Raw genomic sequence first — 20,411 nt, forward strand, 5'->3', positions numbered from 1 at the left:
CTTGCGTCAGCGTCGGGGTTCGCCCCCCGGTGCATAAACCGTCTTCTGCTCGAAACGGAACTTGTGGCCGCATTGGCCACAACGGATCATGTATTTGCGCGGATCGGTCGACGCGAATTCGGTCATGAAGCCTTTCGGCAGTTCATCGATGCGGAAATCGCGATTGCCCTGTCGCCTGTCGTCGGTCTCGGAAACCTCGGCGAAACCGACATTGCCGCATTGGGAACATTCGAGTTTTCGGGAATAGCGGTCGCGTGCGGCCATGCTTGTCTCCATCTTCGGAGGGCCTTCTAACCGAAGCCTTGGCACAAAGCAAAACGCCGGAACCCTGGTCCCGGCGTTTTTCGTCGATGATTTTTGGAGGCTTCAAGCAGACCCCTTAGCGGCGGCACTCACCGGAAGCCACGACGCTGAAGCCGGCATTGGCCGCCTCGCAGGCGTTCGGGAAGGTCTGGGTGCGTCCGCCCTGCTGGCCGCAGACGGGACGGTATTCGCGTGTGCAGAAGCCGGGCTGCTCGGGCCTTCCGGGGCGATCCGGGCGACCAGGACGGCCTGGCTGGTTCCAGTCCGGGCGATCCGGGCGGTCCGGACGACCGGGCCTGCCGGGTTGGTTCCAATCCGGACGGTCGGGCCGCTGCGGACGATCCCAGTCGGGACGATCAGGCCTCTGAGGACGGTTCCAGTCCGGCCGTGGCCGTTCCGGCGGGTAGTAGCCGCCCGGCCTGCTGCCGCCGTCGACGCAGGCCGACAGCAACGGAATTAGAAGGAAAATGGCCAGCCTTTTCGAGAGGCCAATAAAGGAAAACATCGCGACTCACCCTCTGTTTGCGTTCGAAGGCGAGTCTATCCAAATACTTGTGACAGAAGAAGGTCAGTCGAACAGGCTGGAGACGGAGGATTCCATTGCCGTGCGGTTGATCGCCTCGCCGAGCAGGTTGGCGGTGGTGATGACCCGGATGTTGTGCGCCGACTGGACCGCCGTGGTCGGCTGGATCGAGTCGGTGATCACCAGTTCCTTGAGCTTGGAGGCGCCGATACGCGCGACCGCGCCGCCCGACAGCACGCCGTGGGTGATGTAGGCGGTCACACTGGTGGCGCCGTTCTTGAGAAGCGCTTCAGCCGCGTTGCAGAGCGTGCCGCCGGAATCGACGATATCGTCGATCAGCAGGCAGTCCTTGCCGTCGACTTCGCCGATGACGTTCATCACCTCGGATTCGCCAGCCCGTTCGCGGCGCTTGTCGACGATTGCCAGCTGACAGTCGATGCGCTTGGCGAGCGCCCGGGCGCGAACCACGCCGCCGACATCGGGCGAGACGACCATGACGTTGTTGAGGTCGTAATGTTCCTTGACGTCGCGTGCGAGCACCGGCACCGCGAAGAGATTGTCGGTCGGGATGTCGAAAAAGCCCTGGATCTGCCCGGCATGCAGGTCGAGCGTCAGGACACGGTCGGCGCCGGCCTCGGTGATCAGGTTGGCGACCAGCTTTGCCGAGATCGGGGTGCGCGGGCCGGCCTTGCGGTCCTGACGGGCGTAACCGAAATACGGCAGGACCGCCGTGATGCGCTTGGCCGACGACCGGCGGAACGCATCGATCATGATCAGCAGTTCCATCAGGTGATCGTTGGTCGGGAAGGACGTGGACTGGATGATGAAGACATCTTCGCCACGCACGTTTTCCTGAATTTCAACGAAGATTTCCTGGTCTGCAAATCGCCTTACGCTGGCTTTTCCGACTGGAACATTAAGATAGCTGCAGATCGCGTCGGCGAGATGCCGGTTCGAATTGCCTGCGAAAACCTTCATTGCGGTCCGCCTGTTTTGAAGCTGGATGCGGGCCTTTTACCGCCGCCGCCTTCGAATGCAAGTGCGTTTCGCGCCCGCTCACCCTTTTTTATGAAGAAACTGTGACCAGTGGCTTTTGAGGTTCAGTAAGAATCGCTCGCCGCGATTGCCCCAAGATAGCCAAAGCCGGATCGATCAGCCTTGGGATTGGCGCCAGGCCACATAGTCCTGGATCGTCTTGGCGGCGATGGTCTCCATGGTCGAAGCCGGAACCGCGGCCCAGGGATCCTGGCCGCTGCCGGGCACGCTCTCCTGGCCCTGCATGCGGTGCAGCCGGGCGCCGGAACTGTCAAGAATGTCCCAGACATAAACGATGGTGACCTTGCCGCTGTCGGAAAAGGCGGAGAAATAACCTTTCAGGATATGCTCGGTACTGTTGTCGCTCGACGGCCGGATCGTCAGTCCGTTGGCGCGGGCCTGAGCGCCGAGCTGGCGGGACAGCGGGGTGACCGCCTGGACCGGAGCGCCGATGATCGGCAGGAAGCGGACCGTCGGACCGGATGCGGGCGGCAATGAGGCGCTCTGCTGCTGACGGGATTGTTGTTGCTGGGGTGCCGCGGTCGGCTGCTGCGCCTGAGGCTGCTGCATGGTCTGCTGCTGGCCCTGGCTCCCCTGGCCCTCCCATTGCGGCGGCTGGCCGGAGGAGGAGGGCGAGACGGCGCTGCCGGATTCCAGCGCCCGGGCCTGCGCTTCCAGCGTGCTCTGGGGTCCGGATTGATAGCCGCCGCTGCTGTTATAGGTTTCCGGCTGTGCCGAGCGGGCCATGCGGTCGGTTTCGGCCTGGGTGACGGGCGAGGAGGTTCGGGCTCCCGCGCCGCCGACATTCGTCTGTGGCGTCAATGCTTCCGTGGTGTTGCAGGAGGCAAGCGCAACCGCCAGCAGGGCAGCGGACAGCAGTGTTCCGAAAGGCCGCATACCCGTCTCCCGCCACAGATTCCTCGGCAGGAGCTTAGAGTTTGCTTTCCCAAACTGTCAATTGCCTGATTTTTTGAGCATTCAGCGCTGGATGAGCTCCAAAGCATGGCGGGAAAGTGGCTGCGGATCGCCTTCGGTCGTCAGGTAGGTGTGGCCGAGGGTCATCGCCGCGCCGCTGTCGGAATCCATGATGATCATGTGCACGAACAGCGTCATGTCCGGCAAAATCTCCTGAGGATTGCCGAAATGGAACATCTGGTGCTCCATCCAGGAGGGCGAGAAACGCGCGCCGAGCGAATAACCGCAGGCGTTGAGGCGGTGGCGCGACAGGCCGCGTTCGTCGAGGATGCGGGCATGGGTGTCGAAGACGTCGCCGAATGTCTGACCGGGGCGCAGCACCTCCTCGATCGCCTTGATGGTTTCGAGGCAGGCCTTGTAGAGCTCGCGGTGGCGAGGCGACGGTTCGCCGACGATGACCGTGCGCATCATCGCCGCATGGTAATGCGCAGCGGTTCCCGCCCATTCGAGCGTCAGCTGGTCGGTCGCGTCGAGCTTGCGGCGGCCGGCCTTGTAGCGGCAGAGCAGGGCATCGGCGCCGGAGCCGATGATGAACTCGTTGGCGGGGTAGTCGCCGCCGCCGAGAAAGACGGCGCCCTGCATCGCGGCGAGGATTTCCGCCTCGTCGCCGCCGGCCCTGATCAGCGGCAGCGCCGCATCGAGCGCATCGTCGGCAAGCTCGGCAGCGCGCCGCGCAAAAGCGATTTCCGCCGGGCTTTTGACCAGGCGCAGAGCGCTGACCAGGTAGGAGGCGTCGCTGATCTGGCCGAAGGTGGCGAGCTGGTTGTCGAGGAGGCGGGCGATGCGGCCGGTCATGCCGTGGGTATCGTATTCGACGCCGATCCTGGCGCCGAGCAGGTCCATGTCGCTTAACAGGTTCTTGAGGTCTAGGGTCGGATCCGCATTCACCCGGTCGACCCAGACGACGATGTTTTCGACGATCGAGGTGTGGCGGGCCTGGCGCAGATCGGCGGAGCGGGTGAGCAACGTCATCGCGCCGTCCGCCTTGACGATCAGGGTCTGGAAAAAGCAGTAGCCAAACGTGTCGTAGCCGGTCAGCCAGTACATGCTTTCCTGGGCGAAGATCAAAAGCGCATCCAGCTTGTCGGCGCGCATCTTCTCCGTCAGCCGCGACAGCCGGTCGCCGTATTCGCTCCTCTCGAAATGCAGGGCCATATCAATTCTCCCGAAGTGCGATTGCTGAAATCTGACGGCCGTAATCCGGCTCTTTGGCATGGGTGGTGCGGCGGTAGGAATAGAACCGTTCCGCATCCGGATAGGTATCGAGGCCGAGGCTTCCTGCCCGCACCCCGGCAGCCCTCAGCCGCCTTATGGTCAGCGACGGCAGGTCGAACATAGAATGCCCCGTATTCGATGACGATGTGAAGAAGGCCTCATAGGACGGGTCGTAGCCCAGGAACCGCTCGACAAATTCCGGGCCGACCTCGTAGCTCGCCGGGCCGATCGAGGGGCCGAGGACCGCGGTGATGTTTTCCCGCGCGGCGCCCAGCGAGATCATTGCCTCGATAGTGTTTTCGAGCACGCCGGTCAGCGCACCCTTCCAGCCGGCATGGGCGGCACCGATCACGCCGTTCTCGCCGTCGGCAAACAGGATCGGGCCGCAGTCGGCAGCAAGCACGCCGAGTGCCACGCCCGGCACACTCGTCACCATCGCGTCGACCTTCGGCCGTTCGCCGGCATAGGTCTCGTCGACGACGAAGACGTCGGGCGAATGGACCTGGTGGACGGTCGCCAGCTTTTCGACGGGCAGGCCGAACCAGGCAGCGACGCGGGTGCGGTTCTCGATCACTTTTTCGCGGTCGTCGTCCGAGCCGATGCCGACGTTGAGACCGGCGTACAAACCTTCGGAAACGCCGCCCTTGCGGGTGAAGAAGCCGTGACGAACACGGGCGCCGGCCCTGTCGTTCAACAGGGGGCTCTCGATCGGCTCCGGCAAGGGTCTGTCCTGCATCGGCGTTGTTATCCGGTTGATTTCAAGGGGTTTTGGGCTTCTCTCAAGGCATGCCCGCTGCTTCGATTTAGGGCGAGAGTGGCGCAAGAAAAGGGCGAATGTCAATCGGTTGATGAATTGACGGCCGCTGTTCACTCCACCGCGCGGAACGGCATCAGCTTCAATGCCGGGCTCGATACCGCGATGACTTTGAAGAGTTCGCCCATCTTGCCGGCACCTTCGCCGGCAAGCCGATCGACGGCGGCGGCGATCAGGCGCTGTTCGGTCGGCTCCTTGTCCTTGGCAAGCGCGGTCGCCCGCTCGGCAAGGCCGAGGCCGAACAGGAAATCACCCTGGTGCAAGCCACCGTTCAAGTGCACGCCCGTGGAAACGGCAATGCGTGCGAGGTCCTCGAAGTCGACATGGCTGGTGAGATCCGCTTCGCCGGGATTTTCGAGCGGCGGATCGTAGTCATGGTGGCGGATGGCTTGCAGCGTATCGCCGAAACCGGTGACCAGATGGCCGTAGTCGATGATCAGAGCCGTGCCACCGAAGGTCCTCAAGCGTTCGCACAGCGTCAGCATCACCGCCTGGCGGGCCGGCGACAGTTCGAAGATCGTGCCGTCGGGAATGCCGGCGAGGGGCGAGGGAAGGAGCTGCGGGTCGAGCGTCGCGACGCCGGCGGCAAAGCCGAGTTCATCTTCGGCGTTGAGGCCGACGAGACGTTCGCGAAAACCGGTCGGCGTCTTGACGAACTGGCGGATCGGGATCGCGTCGAACAATTCGTTGGCGGCGATCAGCGTGAAACCTTCGGGGACTTCCTCGAAACTGTCATGCCAGGAAATCTTGGTCGAGAAAGCCTCGAGCGTGATGCGCTGGACGCCGCGCAAACGCTCGCTGGTCTCGACCAGATGCACGTGCAGGTCTTCGAAAAAGCGCGGCGCGATGCGTTTGATCACCCGCAGCATGTCGGTCATCATCGTGCCGCGGCCGGGGCCGATCTCCACCAGCCGGACGCCGGTCGGCGTGCCGTGCTGCTGCCAGGCATGCACCATGAAGACGCCGATCATCTCGCCGAACAACTGGCTGATCTCCGGCGCTGTGATGAAGTCGCCGTGACGGCCGAAAGGCTCGCGGGTGCGATAATAGCCGTATTCCGGATCGGCGAGGCACAGCGCGAAATAGTCGGTGACGCTGATCGGGCCGTTGGTGCGGATCAGGGTCTTGATCTTCTCTGTGAGGGGAGTGCTCACCGGGTGTGCCTCCCTCAAGCTTTCGCCGCGGACGTTGCCGCCGTGCGGGCCCGGACAATGGCCCAAAGGCCTGCTGCGATCATCGGCAGCGACAGAACCATGCCCATGGTCAGCCAATTGGTGCCGAGCAGATAACCGAGCTGCGCGTCCGGCTCGCGGAAGAATTCCACGAAGATGCGGCAGAGCGCGTAACCGACGACGAAAGTGCCGGCGATGGTGCCAGGGACTTTCAGCGCTCGGAAGACGTAGATCATCAGCGCCAGCACGAGAACCATGACGATGCCCTCCAGCCCTGCCTCATAGAGCTGGCTCGGATGGCGCGGAACTTCTTCCGCCGGGCAGAACATGTGAAGCTGCCGCAGGCGATCGTTGCAGAACACGACGCCCCATGGCATGTCGGTCTTGGCACCCCAGAGTTCGCCGTTGATGAAATTGGCGATGCGGCCGAAGAACAGGCCGAAGGGTACGACGGCTGCGACCGTGTCGAACATGCTCCAGACCGGAATGGTATTGCGGCGGGCGAAGATGATCATCGCGATCGTTGCGCCGATGAAGCCGCCATGGAAGGACATGCCGCCGTTCCAGATCTCGATCGCGCGGATGGGATTCGCGGCCACCGCCGCCATGTCGTAGAAGAGGATATAACCGATGCGGCCGCCAAGCACGATGCCGGCCGCGACCCAGACGAGAAAGTCGTCGAGCTGGGCAGCCGTAATCGGCGACTGGCCGTCTCTCCACAGGGAAGCGTTGGCAGCCAGCCGACGCGCATAAAACCAGCCGAGCATGATGCCGGCGACATAGGCGAGCCCATACCAATGGATGGCGAGCGGGCCGATGGAGAAGGCCACCGGATCGATGTTCGGGAACGGCATCAGAGCAAAAAGATGAAGCGCTTCGTACAAATTACAGGGTCCAACCTAACGGCATTGCGCGGAACATGGCGTTGCGGCCATCGACGGTCAAGGTGAATCTAAGCGAGTGCTCATGCGAACGGTGGATGATGCTTGCAAGCGGCCCGCGCAGGCCCTACTTGAACCCTATGGACATTCGCCGGCCGGATTGCCGGCCAGACGATATGGGAGTTCAGAACCATGGCAACCGGTACGAACCGCATTCTCGACGATTTCGCGCGGCTGATGACCGATGCCGCCGGCGCCGCCCAAGGGGTGCGCAAGGAGGTCGAAACCGCATTTCACGCCCAGGCCGAGCGGTTCCTCAACAGCATGGATATCGTCAAGCGCGAGGAATTCGAGGCAGTCCGCGAAATGGCAGCCCGCGCCCGCGACGAAAACGAAGCGCTGAAGGCGCGGATCGAGGCGCTGGAAGCCAAGCTTTCGGGGCAGTGATCTGCGTTTCCCGGGGACGATCTGCCTCTCTTGCGTAAAATCTAGCACTTAGCTCGTCAGCTAAGATGCTGTTTTTCTTTTCTCCTCCCATGGGGAGAGGAAAAGGGCGTACCCAATACCTTCCCCGCCCCTCCAAGCCCTGCCTACAATCCGCTTGCTTCCGTCGCCGGAGTGTTTCGCGAGACGTTCGCGGGCAGGCGGAGGCCGGCGCTTTCATCAAAACCGTAACGTGCGGGGATGGTGAAAGAGGTGAAAGCCATGGAGTGCTCGTCGCAAGACGGCCATTCCTATCAAGCCTCCCCCGGACAGCCATGTCCGGTTCGGTTGAGCCGTGCAAGTGGCAAGCCTGTCCCGAAAGGATGGGCGCGAATAAAGCCACGCAGCGAGGCGAGATGATCACCTGTAGGGGCCGGAAGCCTCGAAAGAACGCCGAAGGCCACGCGAATGCGGAGCCACTATTCATAAATCATTCGAGGTTCCGCATTCGCGTGGGCTCTCCGATCGAACCGTGCCGAACAGATTTTCGGCGCGGGCGCAGGTGTTGAAACAAAAAAGTGACACCCTGTGGACACATTCAAAAAAGCCAGTGTCCAGAGTCGCTTATGACTCCGTTCTGATCCCCGTTGCGAACATGTTTCAAGTTTTGCCCATGTAAAAACCGGTGGAGGGGCTGGCAGCCGGACTCCGTCTAGGTACACTGATTTTAAAGGATGATTCGAAACGGCTTGGTAAGCTCCAGACAGGGTGACTGCGTTATTCTGGAAGCGTCGGACGATCATCGACAGTGTTGTTCCCGGTTACTGTTCGCGTGTTTTTGGCGTTTTACCGCACGAATTCGCATTCATTCCGGTCAAGAAGGTGCCGCATGACGCTTATGGAAATGGAAATCGAACGCCAGTCGAATCCGGTCGATATGATCGAATTCGTTGCTGCCTCGAACGACTGGACGTTCGAACGGTCGGGTGAAGACGAGATCGCCATGACCGTGGAAGGCCGCTGGACGGACTACCATGTTTCCTTCTCCTGGATGGAGGAGTTCGAAGCGCTGCATCTCGCCTGCGCTTTCGACATCAAGATCCCCGACGCTCGCGTCAACGAGGTCATCCGCCTGCTGAGCCACGTCAACGGCCAGGTGCTGATGGGCCATTTCGACGTATGGCGCCAGGAAGACGTGGTCATCTTCCGGCAGTCGCTGCTGTTGGCAGGCGGCGCCGAACCCAACAACCAGCAGGTCGAAGTGCTGCTTTCGAGTGCGCTCGATGCCTGCGAATCCTATTATCAGGCGTTCCAGTTTGTCGTATGGTCGGGCATGGAGGCGAAGGCCGCCATGGAAGCCGTTCTGTTCGAAACCGTGGGCGAGTGCTGATGGCCTCTGGTCAGTTGGGATCCATCATCCTGGTCGGCGCCGGCAATATGGGCGGCGCCATGCTATCGGGTTGGCTGAAAAAGGGCGTGCCCGGCGCGTCCGTGACGGTCATCGACCCATCGCCTTCCGATGCGATGAAAACGATGATGTCCGAGGCCGGTGCGCATCACTTTACCGCGCTTCCCGGCGATACGTCCGCTGATATCCTGTTTCTCGCGGTCAAACCGCAGCTGATGGATGCCGTCCTGCCGCCCCTGAAGCCGATCGTCGGTTCCGGCACGGTCGTCGTTTCGGTTGCGGCCGGCAAGACGCTCGCTTATCTCGAAAAGCATCTCGGCGAAGCCGCCATGGTGCGTGCCATGCCGAATACACCTGCCATGATCGGCCGCGGCGTCACCGGCGCCTATGCCAATCCCAAGGTCACTGAAGCCCAGCGCGAAGCGGTGCAATCGCTGCTCAAGGTCAGCGGGCCGGTGGAATGGGTTTCCAGCGAAGCGGATATCGATGCGGTGACCGCCGTTTCAGGCAGCGGCCCGGCCTATGTGTTCTATCTCGTGGAGTGCATGGCGGAAGCGGGCCGAAAAGCAGGCCTGCCGGCGGACCTCGCCATGCGGCTTGCGCGGGAAACTGTCTCGGGGGCTGGCGAGCTCCTCCACCAGTCCCCGGACGACGCTTCCAGACTTCGCCAGAACGTCACCTCGCCGAACGGCACGACGGCCGCGGCACTTGCCGTGCTGATGGCCGACGACGGCATGCAGCCGCTGTTCGACAAGGCGATCGCGGCTGCCCGCGACAGAGCCGAAGAACTCGGCGCCTGAGTGAGTTCGAATGGCTGAGGACATCACCTATTCCGACTTCGAAAAGGTGGACATCCGCGTCGGCACGATCGTCGAGGCCGAGGTTTTTCCGGAAGCCCGCAAGCCGGCCTTCAAGCTGAAGATCGATTTTGGCCCGGAGATCGGCATCAAGAAATCGTCGGCGCAGATCACCGTGCATTATACGCCGGAAACGCTGGTCGGACGGCAGGTGCTCGGTGTCGTCAATTTCCCGCCGCGGCAGATCGGGCCGTTCCGCTCGGAAGTGCTGACCCTCGGCTTCGAGGACGAGAACGGCGCGATCGTGCTTGCCGCCGTCGTGCAGCCGGTGCCGAACGGGCGCAAGCTGATGTAACCGAGCGCTGATGCGCAGGGCCATATCGTCAGTGGATATCGCGGCTCTCGACATCGCCGAGGCTGAACGACCGGAACTCCACCTCGAAACCTTCACGTTGCGGCGAGCAGAAGGTCATGCCGACGGAGAGTTCTGCGTGCTCGGGTGGGAAATAAGCAAGCCGCGCCATGCGCCAGTCCGGCTGCGTGTCGGTTCGGTACTGGACAAAGAGGGCGTCGCCCATGCGGGTGACGCGGACGGAAATTTCCTCGAAATCGTCGGTGAGCCGGAAGGCGGACCAGTCGGAGTGGCCGTTGGTCACCACGACGCTGAAATGGCGGGCGCCATCGGTGAATTCGATGCCGCATTTCATCCAGTGTTTTTCGTCATGACGGATCATCAGCCCGGCCTGATCGTAGAGCGCCTCGTACCTCCCGACGAAGGAGGTTTCGGCGGTGAAGTCGCCCTTTTGCGTCCGGTGGAGGAAGTGACCGCTGTCGCGATGAAAGCCGTAATAGGTGCCCTGCCAGAAATCGGTTTCCAGGCCGGAGCGGGCGATCAGTCGACCATCCTGCTTGCGGCTTTCGGGCGGCGGGTTCAGCCAGGACATCTCGGAAAGGTCGATCGGCATCGGTTCCTCGTCAACGATCAGGCAGGAACGCGCACGACGGCGCGCAAGCCGCCGCGGGGGCTGTCGGCGAGGGTGACGTTGCCGCCATGGGCGCGGGCGATGTCGCGGGCGATCGCCAGGCCGAGGCCGGTGCCGGACGCGTTGAGGTTGCGGGCTTCGTCGAGGCGGTAGAACGGCTTGAAGACGTCCTCGCGCGACCCTGCCGGAATACCGGGGCCGTCATCGTCGAGTGTCAGCGTCAGCCACTTGGCGCTGTGCCGCGCGTCCACATGCAGCGATTTGGCGTAACGCTCGCTGTTGGACACGAGGTTGGCGACCAGCCGGGTGAAGGCGTTGGGGCGCACGGCGATCTCGTCCTCGCCGTCGATCTCGTAGGTCATGGTCTTGCCATGCAGGGTAAATTCCAGGCACAGCTTTTGCAGCAGCTCGCTCAGGCGCAACTCGCCGAAGTCCTCTTCAGCTTCGCCCTTGGCGAAGGCGAGATAACCTTCCAGCATCGACTGCATATCGTCGACGTCCTGGCCCATGCCGGCCAGTTCCGGCTTGTTGCCGGCGAGCGCCAGCTGCAGCTTGAAGCGGGTGAGGATGGTCCTCAAGTCGTGGCTGATGCCGGCGAGCATAGCGGTGCGCTGTTCCATCTGCCGCTCGATGCGTTCGCGCATCTGGATGAAGGCAAGCCCGGCGCGGCGGATTTCTTCAGCGCCGCGCGGGGAGAAGCCGTCGGTCCTCTGCCCCTTGCCGAAGCTCTCGGCAGCGCTGGCAAGCGTCAGGATCGGCCGGATCTGGCCGCGCAGGAAAAGGATCGAGATGATGACCAGAACGAAAGCGGCGCCGATCATCCAGACGAGGAAGATATGTGTGTTCGAGGCATAGGTTGAGCCGCGGCGGACGAAAACGCGCAGCACCCTGGTATCGAACTTGATGCGGATCTCGACGAGCCGGCTGTCGCCCACCGTATCGATCCAGAAGGGCATCTGGATCTGGCGGGTGATCTGCTCGGCGAGGATGTCGTCGAGGATGGCGAAGAAGGGGCGGGAGCGGGGCGGCGGTAGCTGGCCGTTTTCCTCGACCGCGATGGTGAGGTTCAGCGCGTCGCTGGCGATGCGGCTGATGGCATCGTAGTTGCTATCCTGGGGATAGGCCTGGATCACCTCGATAATGCCGGCGATATCGCGGACGGTGCTTTCCGACAGGCGTTCGGTGACCATGCGCCAGTGCCGTTCCATGAAGACGGAGGCGACGACGCCCTGCAGGAGCAGCATCGGCAGGATGACGATCAAAAGCGAGCGGGTGTAGAGCCCGGTCGGCAGGCGGCGGCGCAGCCAGCGGGTCATCGGCCGCCAGCCCGGCAAAGTGAGCCGGTCCATGTCGCGCTTCAGAGAGTCGAAAAATGCCATCCTGCCTTCAGCCTGTGCCGGGTCTCTTCGGCTAATCGATACTCAGCCTGTATCCGATGCCGCGCACCGTCTGGAGATAGACGGGGTTGGCCGGATCCTCCTCGATCTTACGCCGCAAACGATTGATCTGCACGTCGATCGTGCGCTCGCCGACCTCCGCGTCATCGCCGATCAGCTCGTGGCGGGGAATGGTATCGCCGGCGCGCAGCGCGAAAAGAAGCATGATCTCCTGTTCGCGATCGGTCAGCCGGATGGTTTCGGCGGCCCTGCGCAATTCCTTGCGCGGGATCGAGAAGGTGAAGGGGCCGAACATGATCTGCTCGATCTTCGGCGTATCAGGTGAAGTGCTGCGGCGCAGGATATTGTTGATGCGCAGGACCAGTTCGCGCGGATCGAAGGGTTTCGACAGGTAATCGTCGGCGCCCGCTTCGAGACCGGCGATGCGGGATTCCGATTCGGCGCGGGCCGTCAGCAGGATCACCGGCACCGTCTTCTTCTGGTAGAGCGATTGGGTGAGCGAAATGCCGGATTCGCCGGGCATCATCACGTCGAGGATGATCAGGTCGAAATGCAGGCCTTCGAGCTTGCGGCGGGCCTCGGCTGCATCGCCGGCGACGGTGATGCGAAATCCCTGTTCCATCAGGTAGCGGTTCAGGAGATCGCGGATACGCGTGTCGTCGTCGACCACGAGAAGATGAGGCGCATCGTCGGAAGGCTGCAGTTTCGTCATCTCAAAGGTCCCACTTAATCCATATCGCTGTCGACAGGCTCGAGGCTTTCGTCGCGGCCGCGCATGCGGCGCAGGAATTCCTTGACCGAGGCCCGCGTGTCCGGGGTCAGTTCCTCCATGGCGCGAGCGATACGGCGCGATTGCGGCTCGGAAAGGGCGAGCGCCAGTTCACGGCCTGCAAGGGTCGGGTAGAGCCTGCGCTGGCGGCGATCCTTGGCGCCGGCCATCTGGCGAATATAACCCGATTCGATCAATTGCTTGAGCACGCGCGCGAGGCTCTGCTTGGTGATCTGCAGCGTATCGAGAAGGTCGGTGACCATCATGCCCGGTTGGCGGGATACGAAATAGACGACGCGGTGGTGGGCGCGGCCCATGCCGATCTTGGCGAGGATCGCATCCGGATCGGACACGAAATCACGGTAGGCGAAGAAAAGCAGTTCGATGGTCTCGAAGTCGATCTGGGCTTCGTCGACTGCCGGCATTGTCGGCAGGACCTTCTTGACGGCTTTTCCCGTCGATGCGCGCGACACTCGCGTTTCCTTTCCCTTTATGGCTCTTGTGCCCCACGCTCAGATGCCCGTGGAGCCGAAGCTCTTATTTGCTGATTTCACAGTGTAGCCTGACGCATGTCATAAAGCGCGAACAGGCTGAACAATCAACAGCATTTGTTGGGGAAGGCGAGTGGCCGCGGGCCATGGGACAAGGGCGCTGCCAGACAGCGCCCCTTGCGATAAAGCTCACTCATAGATGTGGACGATGCGGCGGGTGCCGGGATCGACAAGAACCGGGCGGTCGTTGACCACGACATAATCATAGTCGTAATCGGGCACTTGCTGGACCACGACGCCGGGCGGCAACGTCGCGCCGATCGCCACTTCGTTGCGGACATAGACCGGCTCGGCCGGGTGCTCTTCTATATAGCTGATCACGGTTTCCGGCGGGTCGACAGGCTCGACGGCGCCGACTGGGCCGAGCAGGATATCGCCCGGACCGGGGACGGGGGCCGGCGGAGCGACGCTTGCGGTCGTCTCATGAGCGACGCCTGCAGTCGTCTCATAGGTGACGGACGGCACTTCGTACTGGGTGCGATATTCCTCAACCGCGACCGCCGAGCCGTTGTGGCGGATTGTCAGGTATTCCGCGTAGACCCAGCCGCGCATGCCGTTGACGTCGATGCGGCACCATTTGCTACCCTTGAGGCAACCGTCCATCATCGCCGGGCTGCCGCGGGTGGCCATCCCGATTTCGGGATAGTTCTGGCCGGGACCGGAGCGGACAATGATGTCCGAGGCGGTCGTGGTGGTCATCTGCGCCTGGGCGGGCAGGGCAAGCGCCGAAAGGACGGCGCCGAGGCCCAGCCATGTCAGGTCCCGCCACTTCAATTCCGGGCATTTCAACCAAGTCGTCATGGATTTTCTCCTCATGTTGACTGGCAGGGTAACACCCCGCGTGTCCCGGTGGTTCCGCCGAATGCGGGTGGATTCTGCAAGCTGTGGCGGGGGTGCCACAGCTATAAAGAGGCACGGAACCTTTATGCCGCCAGTCCATTGATCCCGCCATAAACACCGGAGAGACCTCATGACGACCCAGACGATGACCGCCCAGACCTTTGCCGCGCTGCCCCCGATCCGCATGGAAACATTGAGCCCCTCCCATCCGCTCAAGAGCTTGCTGATGACTGTTTTCGTGCTGAAGATCTTGGTTGCGGCTTTCCTGATCGCCACCGTATCGCTCGCGCCGCCGGTTTCCCCTGACGCGCATTACACGACCCTTGCCTCGAATTGATCTTTTCGGCTGAAATGCCCTGCGTTTATCGGTATACCCCCGGGCAAGCATCATCGTTTAGGCCGAGGCATCATGGGCAAGTTACAAGCCGGTATCATTCCGGTTACGCCATTCCAGCAGAACTGCACGATCCTCTTCGACGACGAGACTAAAGAGGGCGTGGTCGTCGATCCGGGCGGCGATGTACCGACCATTCTTCAGGTCATCGAGGAAAATGGCGTCACCCTCAAGGAGATCTGGTTGACGCACGGGCATATCGACCATGCGGGCGGCGCGGACGAATTGCGCGAAGCGCTCGGCATCCAGGTGATCGGTCCCCACGAGGCGGACCTGCCGTTGCTGCAGCGCCTTGAGACGCAGGCGGAAAAATTCGGGGTGAAGATGGCGGTGCGCAACGTCGTGCCGGACCGCTGGCTGAACGAAGGAGACAAGGTTTCGTTCGGCGAGCATGTGTTCGAGATCTTCCATTGCCCCGGACATGCGCCCGGGCACGTGATCTACTACAACCGAGCCCAGGGTTTTGCACATCTCGGCGACGTGTTGTTCAACGGCTCGATCGGGCGCACGGATCTGCCGGGCGGAGACCACGATACGCTACTCGCCTCGATCCGCGACAAGGTTCTGCCGCTCGGCGACGAGGTCGGGTTCATCTGCGGCCACGGGCCGGGCAGCAGGATCGGCGACGAACGGCGCACCAATCCATTCCTGCGCGGCCTCGGTGGACCGAAGCCGCAACACACGTCGGTTTAAAAAAAACCCGGCATCTTCTGCCGGGCTTCAACTCGAAATGGCAAGCCTCGGAAGGCTTAGCCGGCGATCTGCAGATTGACGGCCTTGGGGCCTTTGCCGCGACGATCCGGTTCCGTGTCGAAGCTTACTTTCTGGTTTTCCGACAATCCGGACAGGCCGGAAGCCTGTACGGCAGAGATATGAACAAAGATATCGGCGCCACCATTGTCAGGCTTGATAAAGCCGAAGCCTTTGTCGGTATTGAAGAATTTTACAGTGCCAGTCTCGGCCATGCAGCAGGTCCTTTTCTCTCTGTCCGTGTTCAGCGGCGGACAGCATCACAGTGTAGCCCCGAAGGGCGGCGGCAGGCAGCTTTAAGAAAGGGTCCCTGTCTTTACCGCGATGACCGGAAGGAATTGCTTTGAAATCTCCGCCCCCGGTCTACCGCCCGAAGTCTTAGCGCCTTCGGAGCGCGTCATTATAGGTCTTCCCATGCTCGTAAATTGCCCGAACTTGCACAGAGTGCTGTGTTTATCGAAAATTGGCAAGAAAAAGTTTTTTGAACTGTTGCCACAATGAGAAATTGCAGATCGCCAGAACCCCTGAAAATGCGGGCTTTGCGCGTTTCTTTGCGCCCCGGGAACGCAAATCCATCGCCGGCAATGCTTCCTTAACCCTGTTCTGTGCCATTTTGGCGCTAAGGGCGCGAAAAGAAAAAATTTCGCCATTCAAAGGTTTCAGGCGGCGCGAAGGCTGCTTAGGTATCGATGATCGCCGCCACGGCGGCAGCCGTCCAGGGCGTGAAAATTGCCGTTTGCCGCATCATTCGCCGCTGGATTGCCGGCGGCCGAAGGCGCGGGCAGGTCTTGCGAATACCGGCTTTGCGAGAACCGGAGGAGGGGCAACGACTGCGGCCCGGCTGATGCCGAGCGTGATGTCGTTGCCGCCTGCCCGGGGCGGCGCGAAGTCGGCAAAACTTTCCGGAAAGTTCTCGTTGAATGTCGTCGGTGCCAGTTCGGGCCGGGCAAGGGCATAACCCTGCATCAGCGGCACGCCCAGTTCCTCGCACAGATCCACCTGCCAGAGCTCTTCGAGCCCTTCGAAGATGGGGTCGATACCATCGTCGAGCATCTGCCGGACGATGACGCGCAGCAGCGCGTAACCGGCGGAATTGTCGAGGAAGTCGCGCACCCAGGCGGCCTCGAATTTCACGTAGTCCGGCTTGATGCGCTTCAGACGGTCGAGATCGGAATCGCGGGCGCCGTAGTCGTCGATGGCGATGCGAAAGCCGACCGCCTGCATGTGCTCGGTGAAGGCGACGACAATGTCGTCCGACGCACCGGATCTTTCGGAGATCTCGCAGACGATCCGTTCGGGCGCGAGGCCAGCCTCGTGGCTGGCGACCTTGATGCGATCGACTTCCTGGCGCATTTCCTGGGACGTGCGGAAGAGGCCGGGATGGAACTTGACGAAGATCCCGGCGCGAGACCGGTTCAGCCGGCCGGTGTTCAAGATGTGAATGGTGCGCAGGATGCTGTCGACATCGGCCATGTCGACCGGGGACACGAGCGGAAAGAACTCGGCCGGCGACACCGGTTCGTTGTCGCGGGAGGCGCGCAGCAGACCCTCGAAAGCTTCGATTTCAAGGCCGGTTTCCGGACCGGAGCGAAGGATCGGCTGCAGCGCGGATTGCAGCAGGAAAGGGCCGTAGACGGTGGAAAACGACCCGTTGTCGCTGCGAACCAGATTGGCGAAGATGCTTCTCGGCGTCATGCCCGTGCCCGTCGATTTCCGTTATCCATCCCTTCTGGTTGTAGCAGCCAAGGGTTACGCGGCTGTAAACAAGGTTTCGAAGGTTTTAATCAGCTTCTTTCATGGTTCTCATTCAAGCTTTGTGCTTGAAACGGCGTCATAGTTTAGACATAGAGCGTACGGGCGGTTTTCGGCGCGCGATGCCGCCTTGTTCCAACAGCTCTTCAGGACGAAGATTATGGCCTTTCTTGCCGACGCACTTTCCCGCGTAAAGCCCTCTGCCACCATCGCCGTTTCCCAGAAAGCCCGTGACCTGAAAGCAAAGGGCCGCGACGTAATCGGGCTCGGCGCAGGCGAGCCGGATTTCGATACGCCGGAAAACATCAAGAAAGCCGCCATCGACGCGATCAATCGCGGCGAGACCAAATATCCGCCGGTCTCCGGCATTCCGCAGCTTCGCGAGGCGATCGCCAAGAAGTTCAAGCGCGAAAACAATCTCGACTACACGCCGGCCCAGACGATCGTCGGCACTGGCGGAAAGCAGATTCTTTTCAACGCCTTCATGGCGACCTTGAACCCTGGCGATGAAGTCATCATCACCGCACCCTACTGGGTTTCCTATCCGGAGATGGTTGCCATCTGCGGTGGTACCTCGGTGATCATCAAGGCGAGCCAGGAAAACAACTTCAAGGTGACAGCCGCCGATCTTGAAAAGGCGATCACGCCGAAGACCAAGTGGTTCCTGTTCAATTCGCCGTCCAACCCGTCGGGCGCGGCCTATAGCCATGACGAACTCAAGGCGTTGACCGACGTGCTCCTCAAGCACGAGCATGTCTGGGTGCTGACCGACGACATGTACGAGCACCTGACCTACGGCGACTTCAAGTTCGTCTCGCCGGCGGAAGTGGAGCCGAAGCTCTACAACCGCACGCTGACGATGAACGGCGTTTCCAAGGCCTATGCGATGACCGGCTGGCGTATCGGTTATGCGGCCGGCCCGCTCGAACTGATCAAGGCGATGGATATGATCCAAGGCCAGCAGACATCAGGCGCCTGCACGATCGCCCAGTGGGCTTCCGTCGAGGCGCTCAACGGTCCGCAGGATTTCATCCCGCAGAACAAGAAGATCTTCGAAGGCCGCCGCGACCTGGTGGTATCGATGCTGAACCAGGCGAAGGGCATCGTCTGCCCGTCTCCGGAAGGCGCCTTCTACGTCTACCCGTCCTGCGCCGGTCTGATCGGCAAGACTTCGCCGTCGGGCAAGGTCATGGAGACCGACGAGGATTTCGTCACCGAGCTTCTGGAAACCGAAGGCGTGGCCGTCGTCCACGGTTCGGCCTTCGGCCTCGGCCCCAATTTCCGCATTTCCTATGCGGCTTCGGAAGAACAGCTCGAAGAAGCCTGCAAGCGGATCCAGCGCTTCTGCGCAAACTGCAAGTAAGCTCTGGCGATTTCTGCACGAAGCCCGCCGGCGACGGCGGGCTTCGTTGCTTTCAGGCGTCCGTTGACCACGGGGGCGACCGGACATACATTTCGGTTATGAAAACCGTTTCTCTTCGCGAAGCTCAGGACCGCCTCGACGAACTTGCCCAGGATGTGGAGCAGGGCGAGACCGTGACGGTGACGCGGGACGGCAAGCCGGTGTTCGATATCGTGCCGCATCAAGAGTCGCCGGAGAAGAAAGGCGGCATCGACTGGGAAGCAGGTCAGGCCTATCTGCGGTCGAAGGGCATCATCAACCCGGTGCCGTATATCGCTGTGGATTTCGACGATCCTTTGCCGGAAGATTTCCTGATCACCCCTCTGCCTAAATCATGAAACTTCTGCTCGATACTCATATCGTGCTCGCATTCTTGCGACGGGAATTCGACAGCCAGTTTCCGGCGTTTCATAAGTTCTTTTCCGGCGCGACGATATCGGGGTTTGTCAGCGTGGCGAGCCTCTGGGAAATCGCCATCAAGTCGAGACTGGGCAAGCTCGATCCGGGCATGCCTTTAGATCAGATGCCGGTGATGTTGCAGGCTTCCGATCTTAAAATACTCCCTATAGACATACCGCATGTCATCACTGCCGCCGAACCGGAGCCAGAGACACGTGATCCCTTTGACCGACTTCCGCTGGCTCAGTGCCAGGCGGAAGGACTATTGCTGGTGACGGTCGATCGGGCGCTCGTGCACCATCCACTGGCATTGAAATTTTGAGCAAGAGGCGCCGTAAAGCGCCGCCGCACCCAAATTGGCCCATCAGCTCTTGGTCAACTTCACGATCGTCGATTCCCCGCCGCCGCGCTGTTCGGTCACCGCATAAACGGCGCCGTCGGCCCCGACCTTGACGTCGCGGATGCGGGCGCCGAGCGGTACGCGTTCCTCATAGGCCACCTTGTCGCCGTCCATGTGGACGACCACGATGCCCTGGGCGACGAGGCCGCCGATCAGGAAGGAATTTTTCCATTCCGGGATGGCGTCGCCGTCATAATAGGCCATGCCGGACGGAGCGATCACCGGGTCCCAGAAATAGACTGGCTGTTCCGTCTCCTTCATGGCGGTGATGCCCTTGCCGATCGGCCTGCCGCTATAGTCGATGCCGTAGGTGACTTCCGGCCAGCCGTAATTCTTGCCGGCTTCCGGGCGGTTCAGTTCGTCGCCGCCGCGTGGACCGTGTTCTACTGTCCAGAGACGGCCCTGCCCGTCGAGGGTGGCGGACTGCAGGTTGCGGTGCCCGAGCGACCAGATTTCCGGCCGGGCGCCCTGGCGGTCGACGAACGGATTGTCGGGCAGCGCCTTGCCGTTCATGTCGATGCGAAAGATCTTGCCGAGGCCGCTCGCGATATCCTGGGCCTGTACGCGCGGTTGCGGATCGGAACGCTCGCCGACCGTCACGTAGAGCTCGTTCTTGGGCCCGAAGACGAGGCGTGAGCCGAAATGCTTGTTGCCGTCGTAGCTCGGCATCTGGCGGAAGATGACTCTGAGATTTTCCAGCCTGCCGCCGCCGCGATCGTCAGGAACGAGCTTGGCCGAGGCGACCGACGTGCCGTTGCCGTCGTCGCGCTGTTCGGAGAAGGAGAAGAAGATCGTGCCGGAGGTCGGAAAGTCCGGGGCAAGCGCCACGTCGAGCAGACCGCCCTGGCCGCCGGAAAGCACTTTCGGCACACCTTCGATCTTCGGTCCCGCTTCGCCTTCCTCCGAGATGATGTGCATGGCACCCTGCTTGGCGGTTACCAGCATGCGGCCGTCGGGCAGGAATTCCATCGCCCAGAGATGCGGCAGGCCGTCGGCGATCACTTCCTGGGTGATCTTCGGCATCCGGGCCGGCTGCGGAGCACGCGTCTGGTTGGCGAAGGCGGGTTTCTGGTCGCGAGCGTTTGGCGCTTTGGTTTCCGCGGGCTGGCCGGCGTTTTGAGCAAAAACGGGGCCGGCGACCAAGGCAAGCGAGAGGGCCGAACCGGTCAGGAGAAGACTGAGGCGTTTCATTATAGACTCCCTTTCAATGGGCGGATTACCGCCGAGG

25 protein-coding genes are annotated in these 20,411 nt (G+C 61.7%); 9 read left to right on the forward strand and 16 right to left on the reverse strand.

Translation table 11 applies throughout. The features are described from left to right. Window positions 1-6: 6 nt before the first annotated feature. The 8 genes from AC1DLT_RS27110 to lgt all read right to left on the reverse strand — a co-directional run bounded on the left by AC1DLT_RS27110 (window position 7) and on the right by lgt (window position 6,891). The gene (locus AC1DLT_RS27110; RefSeq protein WP_247136906.1) at window positions 7-264 is read right to left on the reverse strand and encodes a hypothetical protein; all 258 of its coding nucleotides are present in this window, start codon (window positions 262-264) and stop codon (window positions 7-9) included. A 115-nt stretch (window positions 265-379) separates the two neighbouring features. Continuing rightward, window positions 380-808 (reverse strand): Kazal-type serine protease inhibitor family protein, encoded by a 429-nt coding sequence (locus AC1DLT_RS27115; RefSeq protein ID WP_080719184.1) that lies wholly within the window; start codon window positions 806-808, stop codon window positions 380-382. Between the two features lie 63 nt (window positions 809-871). Next, window positions 872-1,804, reverse strand: a complete 933-nt coding sequence (locus AC1DLT_RS27120) for a ribose-phosphate pyrophosphokinase (protein ID WP_038544209.1) — start codon at window positions 1,802-1,804, stop codon at window positions 872-874. A 174-nt stretch (window positions 1,805-1,978) separates the two neighbouring features. After that, window positions 1,979-2,758, reverse strand: coding sequence for a hypothetical protein (locus tag AC1DLT_RS27125; RefSeq protein WP_477488799.1), 780 nt, complete (start codon window positions 2,756-2,758; stop codon window positions 1,979-1,981). 81 nt (window positions 2,759-2,839) lie between these two features. Beyond that, window positions 2,840-3,991 (reverse strand): M24 family metallopeptidase, encoded by a 1,152-nt coding sequence (locus AC1DLT_RS27130; protein ID WP_477488800.1) that lies wholly within the window; start codon window positions 3,989-3,991, stop codon window positions 2,840-2,842. Window position 3,992: 1 nt separating this feature from the next. Beyond that, on the reverse strand, window positions 3,993-4,787 hold the full coding sequence (gene pgeF / locus AC1DLT_RS27135; protein ID WP_477488801.1) for a peptidoglycan editing factor PgeF: 795 nt from the start codon (window positions 4,785-4,787) through the stop codon (window positions 3,993-3,995). A gap of 131 nt (window positions 4,788-4,918) precedes the next feature. Continuing rightward, window positions 4,919-6,019, reverse strand: coding sequence for a class I SAM-dependent methyltransferase (locus AC1DLT_RS27140; protein WP_038544202.1), 1,101 nt, complete (start codon window positions 6,017-6,019; stop codon window positions 4,919-4,921). A gap of 14 nt (window positions 6,020-6,033) precedes the next feature. Continuing rightward, window positions 6,034-6,891 carry a prolipoprotein diacylglyceryl transferase gene (gene lgt / locus AC1DLT_RS27145; RefSeq protein ID WP_477488821.1) on the reverse strand — a complete coding sequence of 286 codons (858 nt, stop codon included), beginning with the start codon at window positions 6,889-6,891 and terminating at the stop codon, window positions 6,034-6,036. Between the two features lie 219 nt (window positions 6,892-7,110). Between lgt and AC1DLT_RS27150 the strand changes: the two genes are divergently transcribed. From AC1DLT_RS27150 to AC1DLT_RS27165, 4 genes are all read left to right on the forward strand, one after another. Then, window positions 7,111-7,365, forward strand: a complete 255-nt coding sequence (locus AC1DLT_RS27150) for an accessory factor UbiK family protein (RefSeq protein WP_007758074.1) — start codon at window positions 7,111-7,113, stop codon at window positions 7,363-7,365. An 865-nt stretch (window positions 7,366-8,230) separates the two neighbouring features. Beyond that, window positions 8,231-8,731 (forward strand): type III secretion system chaperone family protein, encoded by a 501-nt coding sequence (locus AC1DLT_RS27155; RefSeq protein WP_038544200.1) that lies wholly within the window; start codon window positions 8,231-8,233, stop codon window positions 8,729-8,731. Then, on the forward strand, window positions 8,731-9,549 hold the full coding sequence (gene proC / locus AC1DLT_RS27160) for a pyrroline-5-carboxylate reductase (RefSeq protein WP_477488802.1): 819 nt from the start codon (window positions 8,731-8,733) through the stop codon (window positions 9,547-9,549). The genes AC1DLT_RS27155 and proC overlap by 1 nt, the downstream gene beginning before the upstream one ends. 10 nt (window positions 9,550-9,559) lie before the next feature. Further along, the gene (locus tag AC1DLT_RS27165) at window positions 9,560-9,901 is read left to right on the forward strand and encodes a tRNA-binding protein (protein WP_477488803.1); all 342 of its coding nucleotides are present in this window, start codon (window positions 9,560-9,562) and stop codon (window positions 9,899-9,901) included. A gap of 28 nt (window positions 9,902-9,929) precedes the next feature. Here AC1DLT_RS27165 and AC1DLT_RS27170 read toward each other — a convergent pair whose 3' ends face one another. The 5 genes from AC1DLT_RS27170 to AC1DLT_RS27190 form a co-directional block, all read right to left on the reverse strand. Then, on the reverse strand, window positions 9,930-10,511 hold the full coding sequence (locus AC1DLT_RS27170; RefSeq protein ID WP_477488804.1) for a DUF1349 domain-containing protein: 582 nt from the start codon (window positions 10,509-10,511) through the stop codon (window positions 9,930-9,932). A gap of 17 nt (window positions 10,512-10,528) precedes the next feature. Next, on the reverse strand, window positions 10,529-11,908 hold the full coding sequence (locus AC1DLT_RS27175; RefSeq protein ID WP_477488805.1) for an ATP-binding protein: 1,380 nt from the start codon (window positions 11,906-11,908) through the stop codon (window positions 10,529-10,531). Between the two features lie 31 nt (window positions 11,909-11,939). Continuing rightward, window positions 11,940-12,638 carry a response regulator gene (locus AC1DLT_RS27180; RefSeq protein ID WP_247036380.1) on the reverse strand — a complete coding sequence of 233 codons (699 nt, stop codon included), beginning with the start codon at window positions 12,636-12,638 and terminating at the stop codon, window positions 11,940-11,942. Between the two features lie 14 nt (window positions 12,639-12,652). Beyond that, window positions 12,653-13,120 (reverse strand): MarR family winged helix-turn-helix transcriptional regulator, encoded by a 468-nt coding sequence (locus AC1DLT_RS27185; RefSeq protein ID WP_157885245.1) that lies wholly within the window; start codon window positions 13,118-13,120, stop codon window positions 12,653-12,655. A 255-nt stretch (window positions 13,121-13,375) separates the two neighbouring features. Further along, on the reverse strand, window positions 13,376-14,047 hold the full coding sequence (locus tag AC1DLT_RS27190) for a DUF1236 domain-containing protein (RefSeq protein WP_477488806.1): 672 nt from the start codon (window positions 14,045-14,047) through the stop codon (window positions 13,376-13,378). Window positions 14,048-14,216: 169 nt separating this feature from the next. Between AC1DLT_RS27190 and AC1DLT_RS27195 the strand changes: the two genes are divergently transcribed. After that, window positions 14,217-14,423 (forward strand): hypothetical protein, encoded by a 207-nt coding sequence (locus AC1DLT_RS27195; RefSeq protein WP_247036384.1) that lies wholly within the window; start codon window positions 14,217-14,219, stop codon window positions 14,421-14,423. Between the two features lie 72 nt (window positions 14,424-14,495). Further along, entirely contained in the window at window positions 14,496-15,173 is a 678-nt protein-coding gene (locus tag AC1DLT_RS27200; RefSeq protein ID WP_038544184.1) for an MBL fold metallo-hydrolase, read from the forward strand. Window positions 15,174-15,229: 56 nt separating this feature from the next. Here the strand turns inward: AC1DLT_RS27200 and AC1DLT_RS27205 are convergent, their stop codons facing one another. After that, window positions 15,230-15,445, reverse strand: coding sequence for a cold-shock protein (locus AC1DLT_RS27205; RefSeq protein ID WP_003494703.1), 216 nt, complete (start codon window positions 15,443-15,445; stop codon window positions 15,230-15,232). 529 nt (window positions 15,446-15,974) lie between these two features. Beyond that, window positions 15,975-16,925: an EAL domain-containing protein gene (locus AC1DLT_RS27210; RefSeq protein ID WP_477488807.1), complete on the reverse strand. Its 951-nt coding sequence runs from the start codon at window positions 16,923-16,925 to the stop codon at window positions 15,975-15,977. Between the two features lie 217 nt (window positions 16,926-17,142). Here AC1DLT_RS27210 and AC1DLT_RS27215 point away from each other — a divergent pair, with 217 nt between their 5' ends. The 3 genes from AC1DLT_RS27215 to AC1DLT_RS27225 all read left to right on the forward strand — a co-directional run bounded on the left by AC1DLT_RS27215 (window position 17,143) and on the right by AC1DLT_RS27225 (window position 19,105). Then, window positions 17,143-18,345, forward strand: coding sequence for a pyridoxal phosphate-dependent aminotransferase (locus tag AC1DLT_RS27215; RefSeq protein WP_247138082.1), 1,203 nt, complete (start codon window positions 17,143-17,145; stop codon window positions 18,343-18,345). Window positions 18,346-18,443: 98 nt separating this feature from the next. Further along, complete coding sequence (locus AC1DLT_RS27220) at window positions 18,444-18,722, forward strand: type II toxin-antitoxin system Phd/YefM family antitoxin (RefSeq protein ID WP_477488808.1); 279 nt, start codon at window positions 18,444-18,446, stop codon at window positions 18,720-18,722. After that, the gene (locus AC1DLT_RS27225) at window positions 18,719-19,105 is read left to right on the forward strand and encodes a type II toxin-antitoxin system VapC family toxin (RefSeq protein WP_477488809.1); all 387 of its coding nucleotides are present in this window, start codon (window positions 18,719-18,721) and stop codon (window positions 19,103-19,105) included. Before AC1DLT_RS27220 ends, AC1DLT_RS27225 begins: the two co-directional genes overlap by 4 nt. A 42-nt stretch (window positions 19,106-19,147) precedes the next feature. On the opposite strand, the gene AC1DLT_RS27230 is transcribed toward AC1DLT_RS27225, so the two are convergent. Further along, window positions 19,148-20,374 (reverse strand): PQQ-dependent sugar dehydrogenase, encoded by a 1,227-nt coding sequence (locus tag AC1DLT_RS27230; RefSeq protein ID WP_477488810.1) that lies wholly within the window; start codon window positions 20,372-20,374, stop codon window positions 19,148-19,150. Window positions 20,375-20,411 lie beyond the last annotated feature (37 nt).

It is taken from the genome of Neorhizobium sp. 05N33, from assembly GCF_056397445.1.

Bases quoted from the DNA above. Each gene is read 5' to 3' on its own strand.
- AC1DLT_RS27115 (WP_080719184.1), bottom strand. From the start codon at position 808: ATGTTTTCCTTTATTGGCCTCTCGAAAAGGCTGGCCATTTTCCTTCTA.
- AC1DLT_RS27220 (WP_477488808.1), top strand. From the start codon at position 18,444: ATGAAAACCGTTTCTCTTCGCGAAGCTCAGGACCGCCTCGACGAACTT.
- AC1DLT_RS27150 (WP_007758074.1), top strand. From the start codon at position 7,111: ATGGCAACCGGTACGAACCGCATTCTCGACGATTTCGCGCGGCTGATG.
- proC (WP_477488802.1), top strand. From the start codon at position 8,731: ATGGCCTCTGGTCAGTTGGGATCCATCATCCTGGTCGGCGCCGGCAAT.
- AC1DLT_RS27230 (WP_477488810.1), bottom strand. From the start codon at position 20,374: ATGAAACGCCTCAGTCTTCTCCTGACCGGTTCGGCCCTCTCGCTTGCC.
- AC1DLT_RS27185 (WP_157885245.1), bottom strand. From the start codon at position 13,120: ATGCCGGCAGTCGACGAAGCCCAGATCGACTTCGAGACCATCGAACTG.
- AC1DLT_RS27210 (WP_477488807.1), bottom strand. From the start codon at position 16,925: ATGACGCCGAGAAGCATCTTCGCCAATCTGGTTCGCAGCGACAACGGG.
- AC1DLT_RS27225 (WP_477488809.1), top strand. From the start codon at position 18,719: ATGAAACTTCTGCTCGATACTCATATCGTGCTCGCATTCTTGCGACGG.
- AC1DLT_RS27120 (WP_038544209.1), bottom strand. From the start codon at position 1,804: ATGAAGGTTTTCGCAGGCAATTCGAACCGGCATCTCGCCGACGCGATC.
- AC1DLT_RS27165 (WP_477488803.1), top strand. From the start codon at position 9,560: ATGGCTGAGGACATCACCTATTCCGACTTCGAAAAGGTGGACATCCGC.
- pgeF (WP_477488801.1), bottom strand. From the start codon at position 4,787: ATGCAGGACAGACCCTTGCCGGAGCCGATCGAGAGCCCCCTGTTGAAC.
- AC1DLT_RS27125 (WP_477488799.1), bottom strand. From the start codon at position 2,758: ATGCGGCCTTTCGGAACACTGCTGTCCGCTGCCCTGCTGGCGGTTGCG.
- AC1DLT_RS27195 (WP_247036384.1), top strand. From the start codon at position 14,217: ATGACGACCCAGACGATGACCGCCCAGACCTTTGCCGCGCTGCCCCCG.
- AC1DLT_RS27170 (WP_477488804.1), bottom strand. From the start codon at position 10,511: ATGCCGATCGACCTTTCCGAGATGTCCTGGCTGAACCCGCCGCCCGAA.
- AC1DLT_RS27215 (WP_247138082.1), top strand. From the start codon at position 17,143: ATGGCCTTTCTTGCCGACGCACTTTCCCGCGTAAAGCCCTCTGCCACC.
- lgt (WP_477488821.1), bottom strand. From the start codon at position 6,891: ATGCCGTTCCCGAACATCGATCCGGTGGCCTTCTCCATCGGCCCGCTC.
- AC1DLT_RS27200 (WP_038544184.1), top strand. From the start codon at position 14,496: ATGGGCAAGTTACAAGCCGGTATCATTCCGGTTACGCCATTCCAGCAG.
- AC1DLT_RS27175 (WP_477488805.1), bottom strand. From the start codon at position 11,908: ATGGCATTTTTCGACTCTCTGAAGCGCGACATGGACCGGCTCACTTTG.
- AC1DLT_RS27180 (WP_247036380.1), bottom strand. From the start codon at position 12,638: ATGACGAAACTGCAGCCTTCCGACGATGCGCCTCATCTTCTCGTGGTC.
- AC1DLT_RS27205 (WP_003494703.1), bottom strand. From the start codon at position 15,445: ATGGCCGAGACTGGCACTGTAAAATTCTTCAATACCGACAAAGGCTTC.
- AC1DLT_RS27130 (WP_477488800.1), bottom strand. From the start codon at position 3,991: ATGGCCCTGCATTTCGAGAGGAGCGAATACGGCGACCGGCTGTCGCGG.
- AC1DLT_RS27190 (WP_477488806.1), bottom strand. From the start codon at position 14,047: ATGACGACTTGGTTGAAATGCCCGGAATTGAAGTGGCGGGACCTGACA.
- AC1DLT_RS27110 (WP_247136906.1), bottom strand. From the start codon at position 264: ATGGCCGCACGCGACCGCTATTCCCGAAAACTCGAATGTTCCCAATGC.
- AC1DLT_RS27155 (WP_038544200.1), top strand. From the start codon at position 8,231: ATGACGCTTATGGAAATGGAAATCGAACGCCAGTCGAATCCGGTCGAT.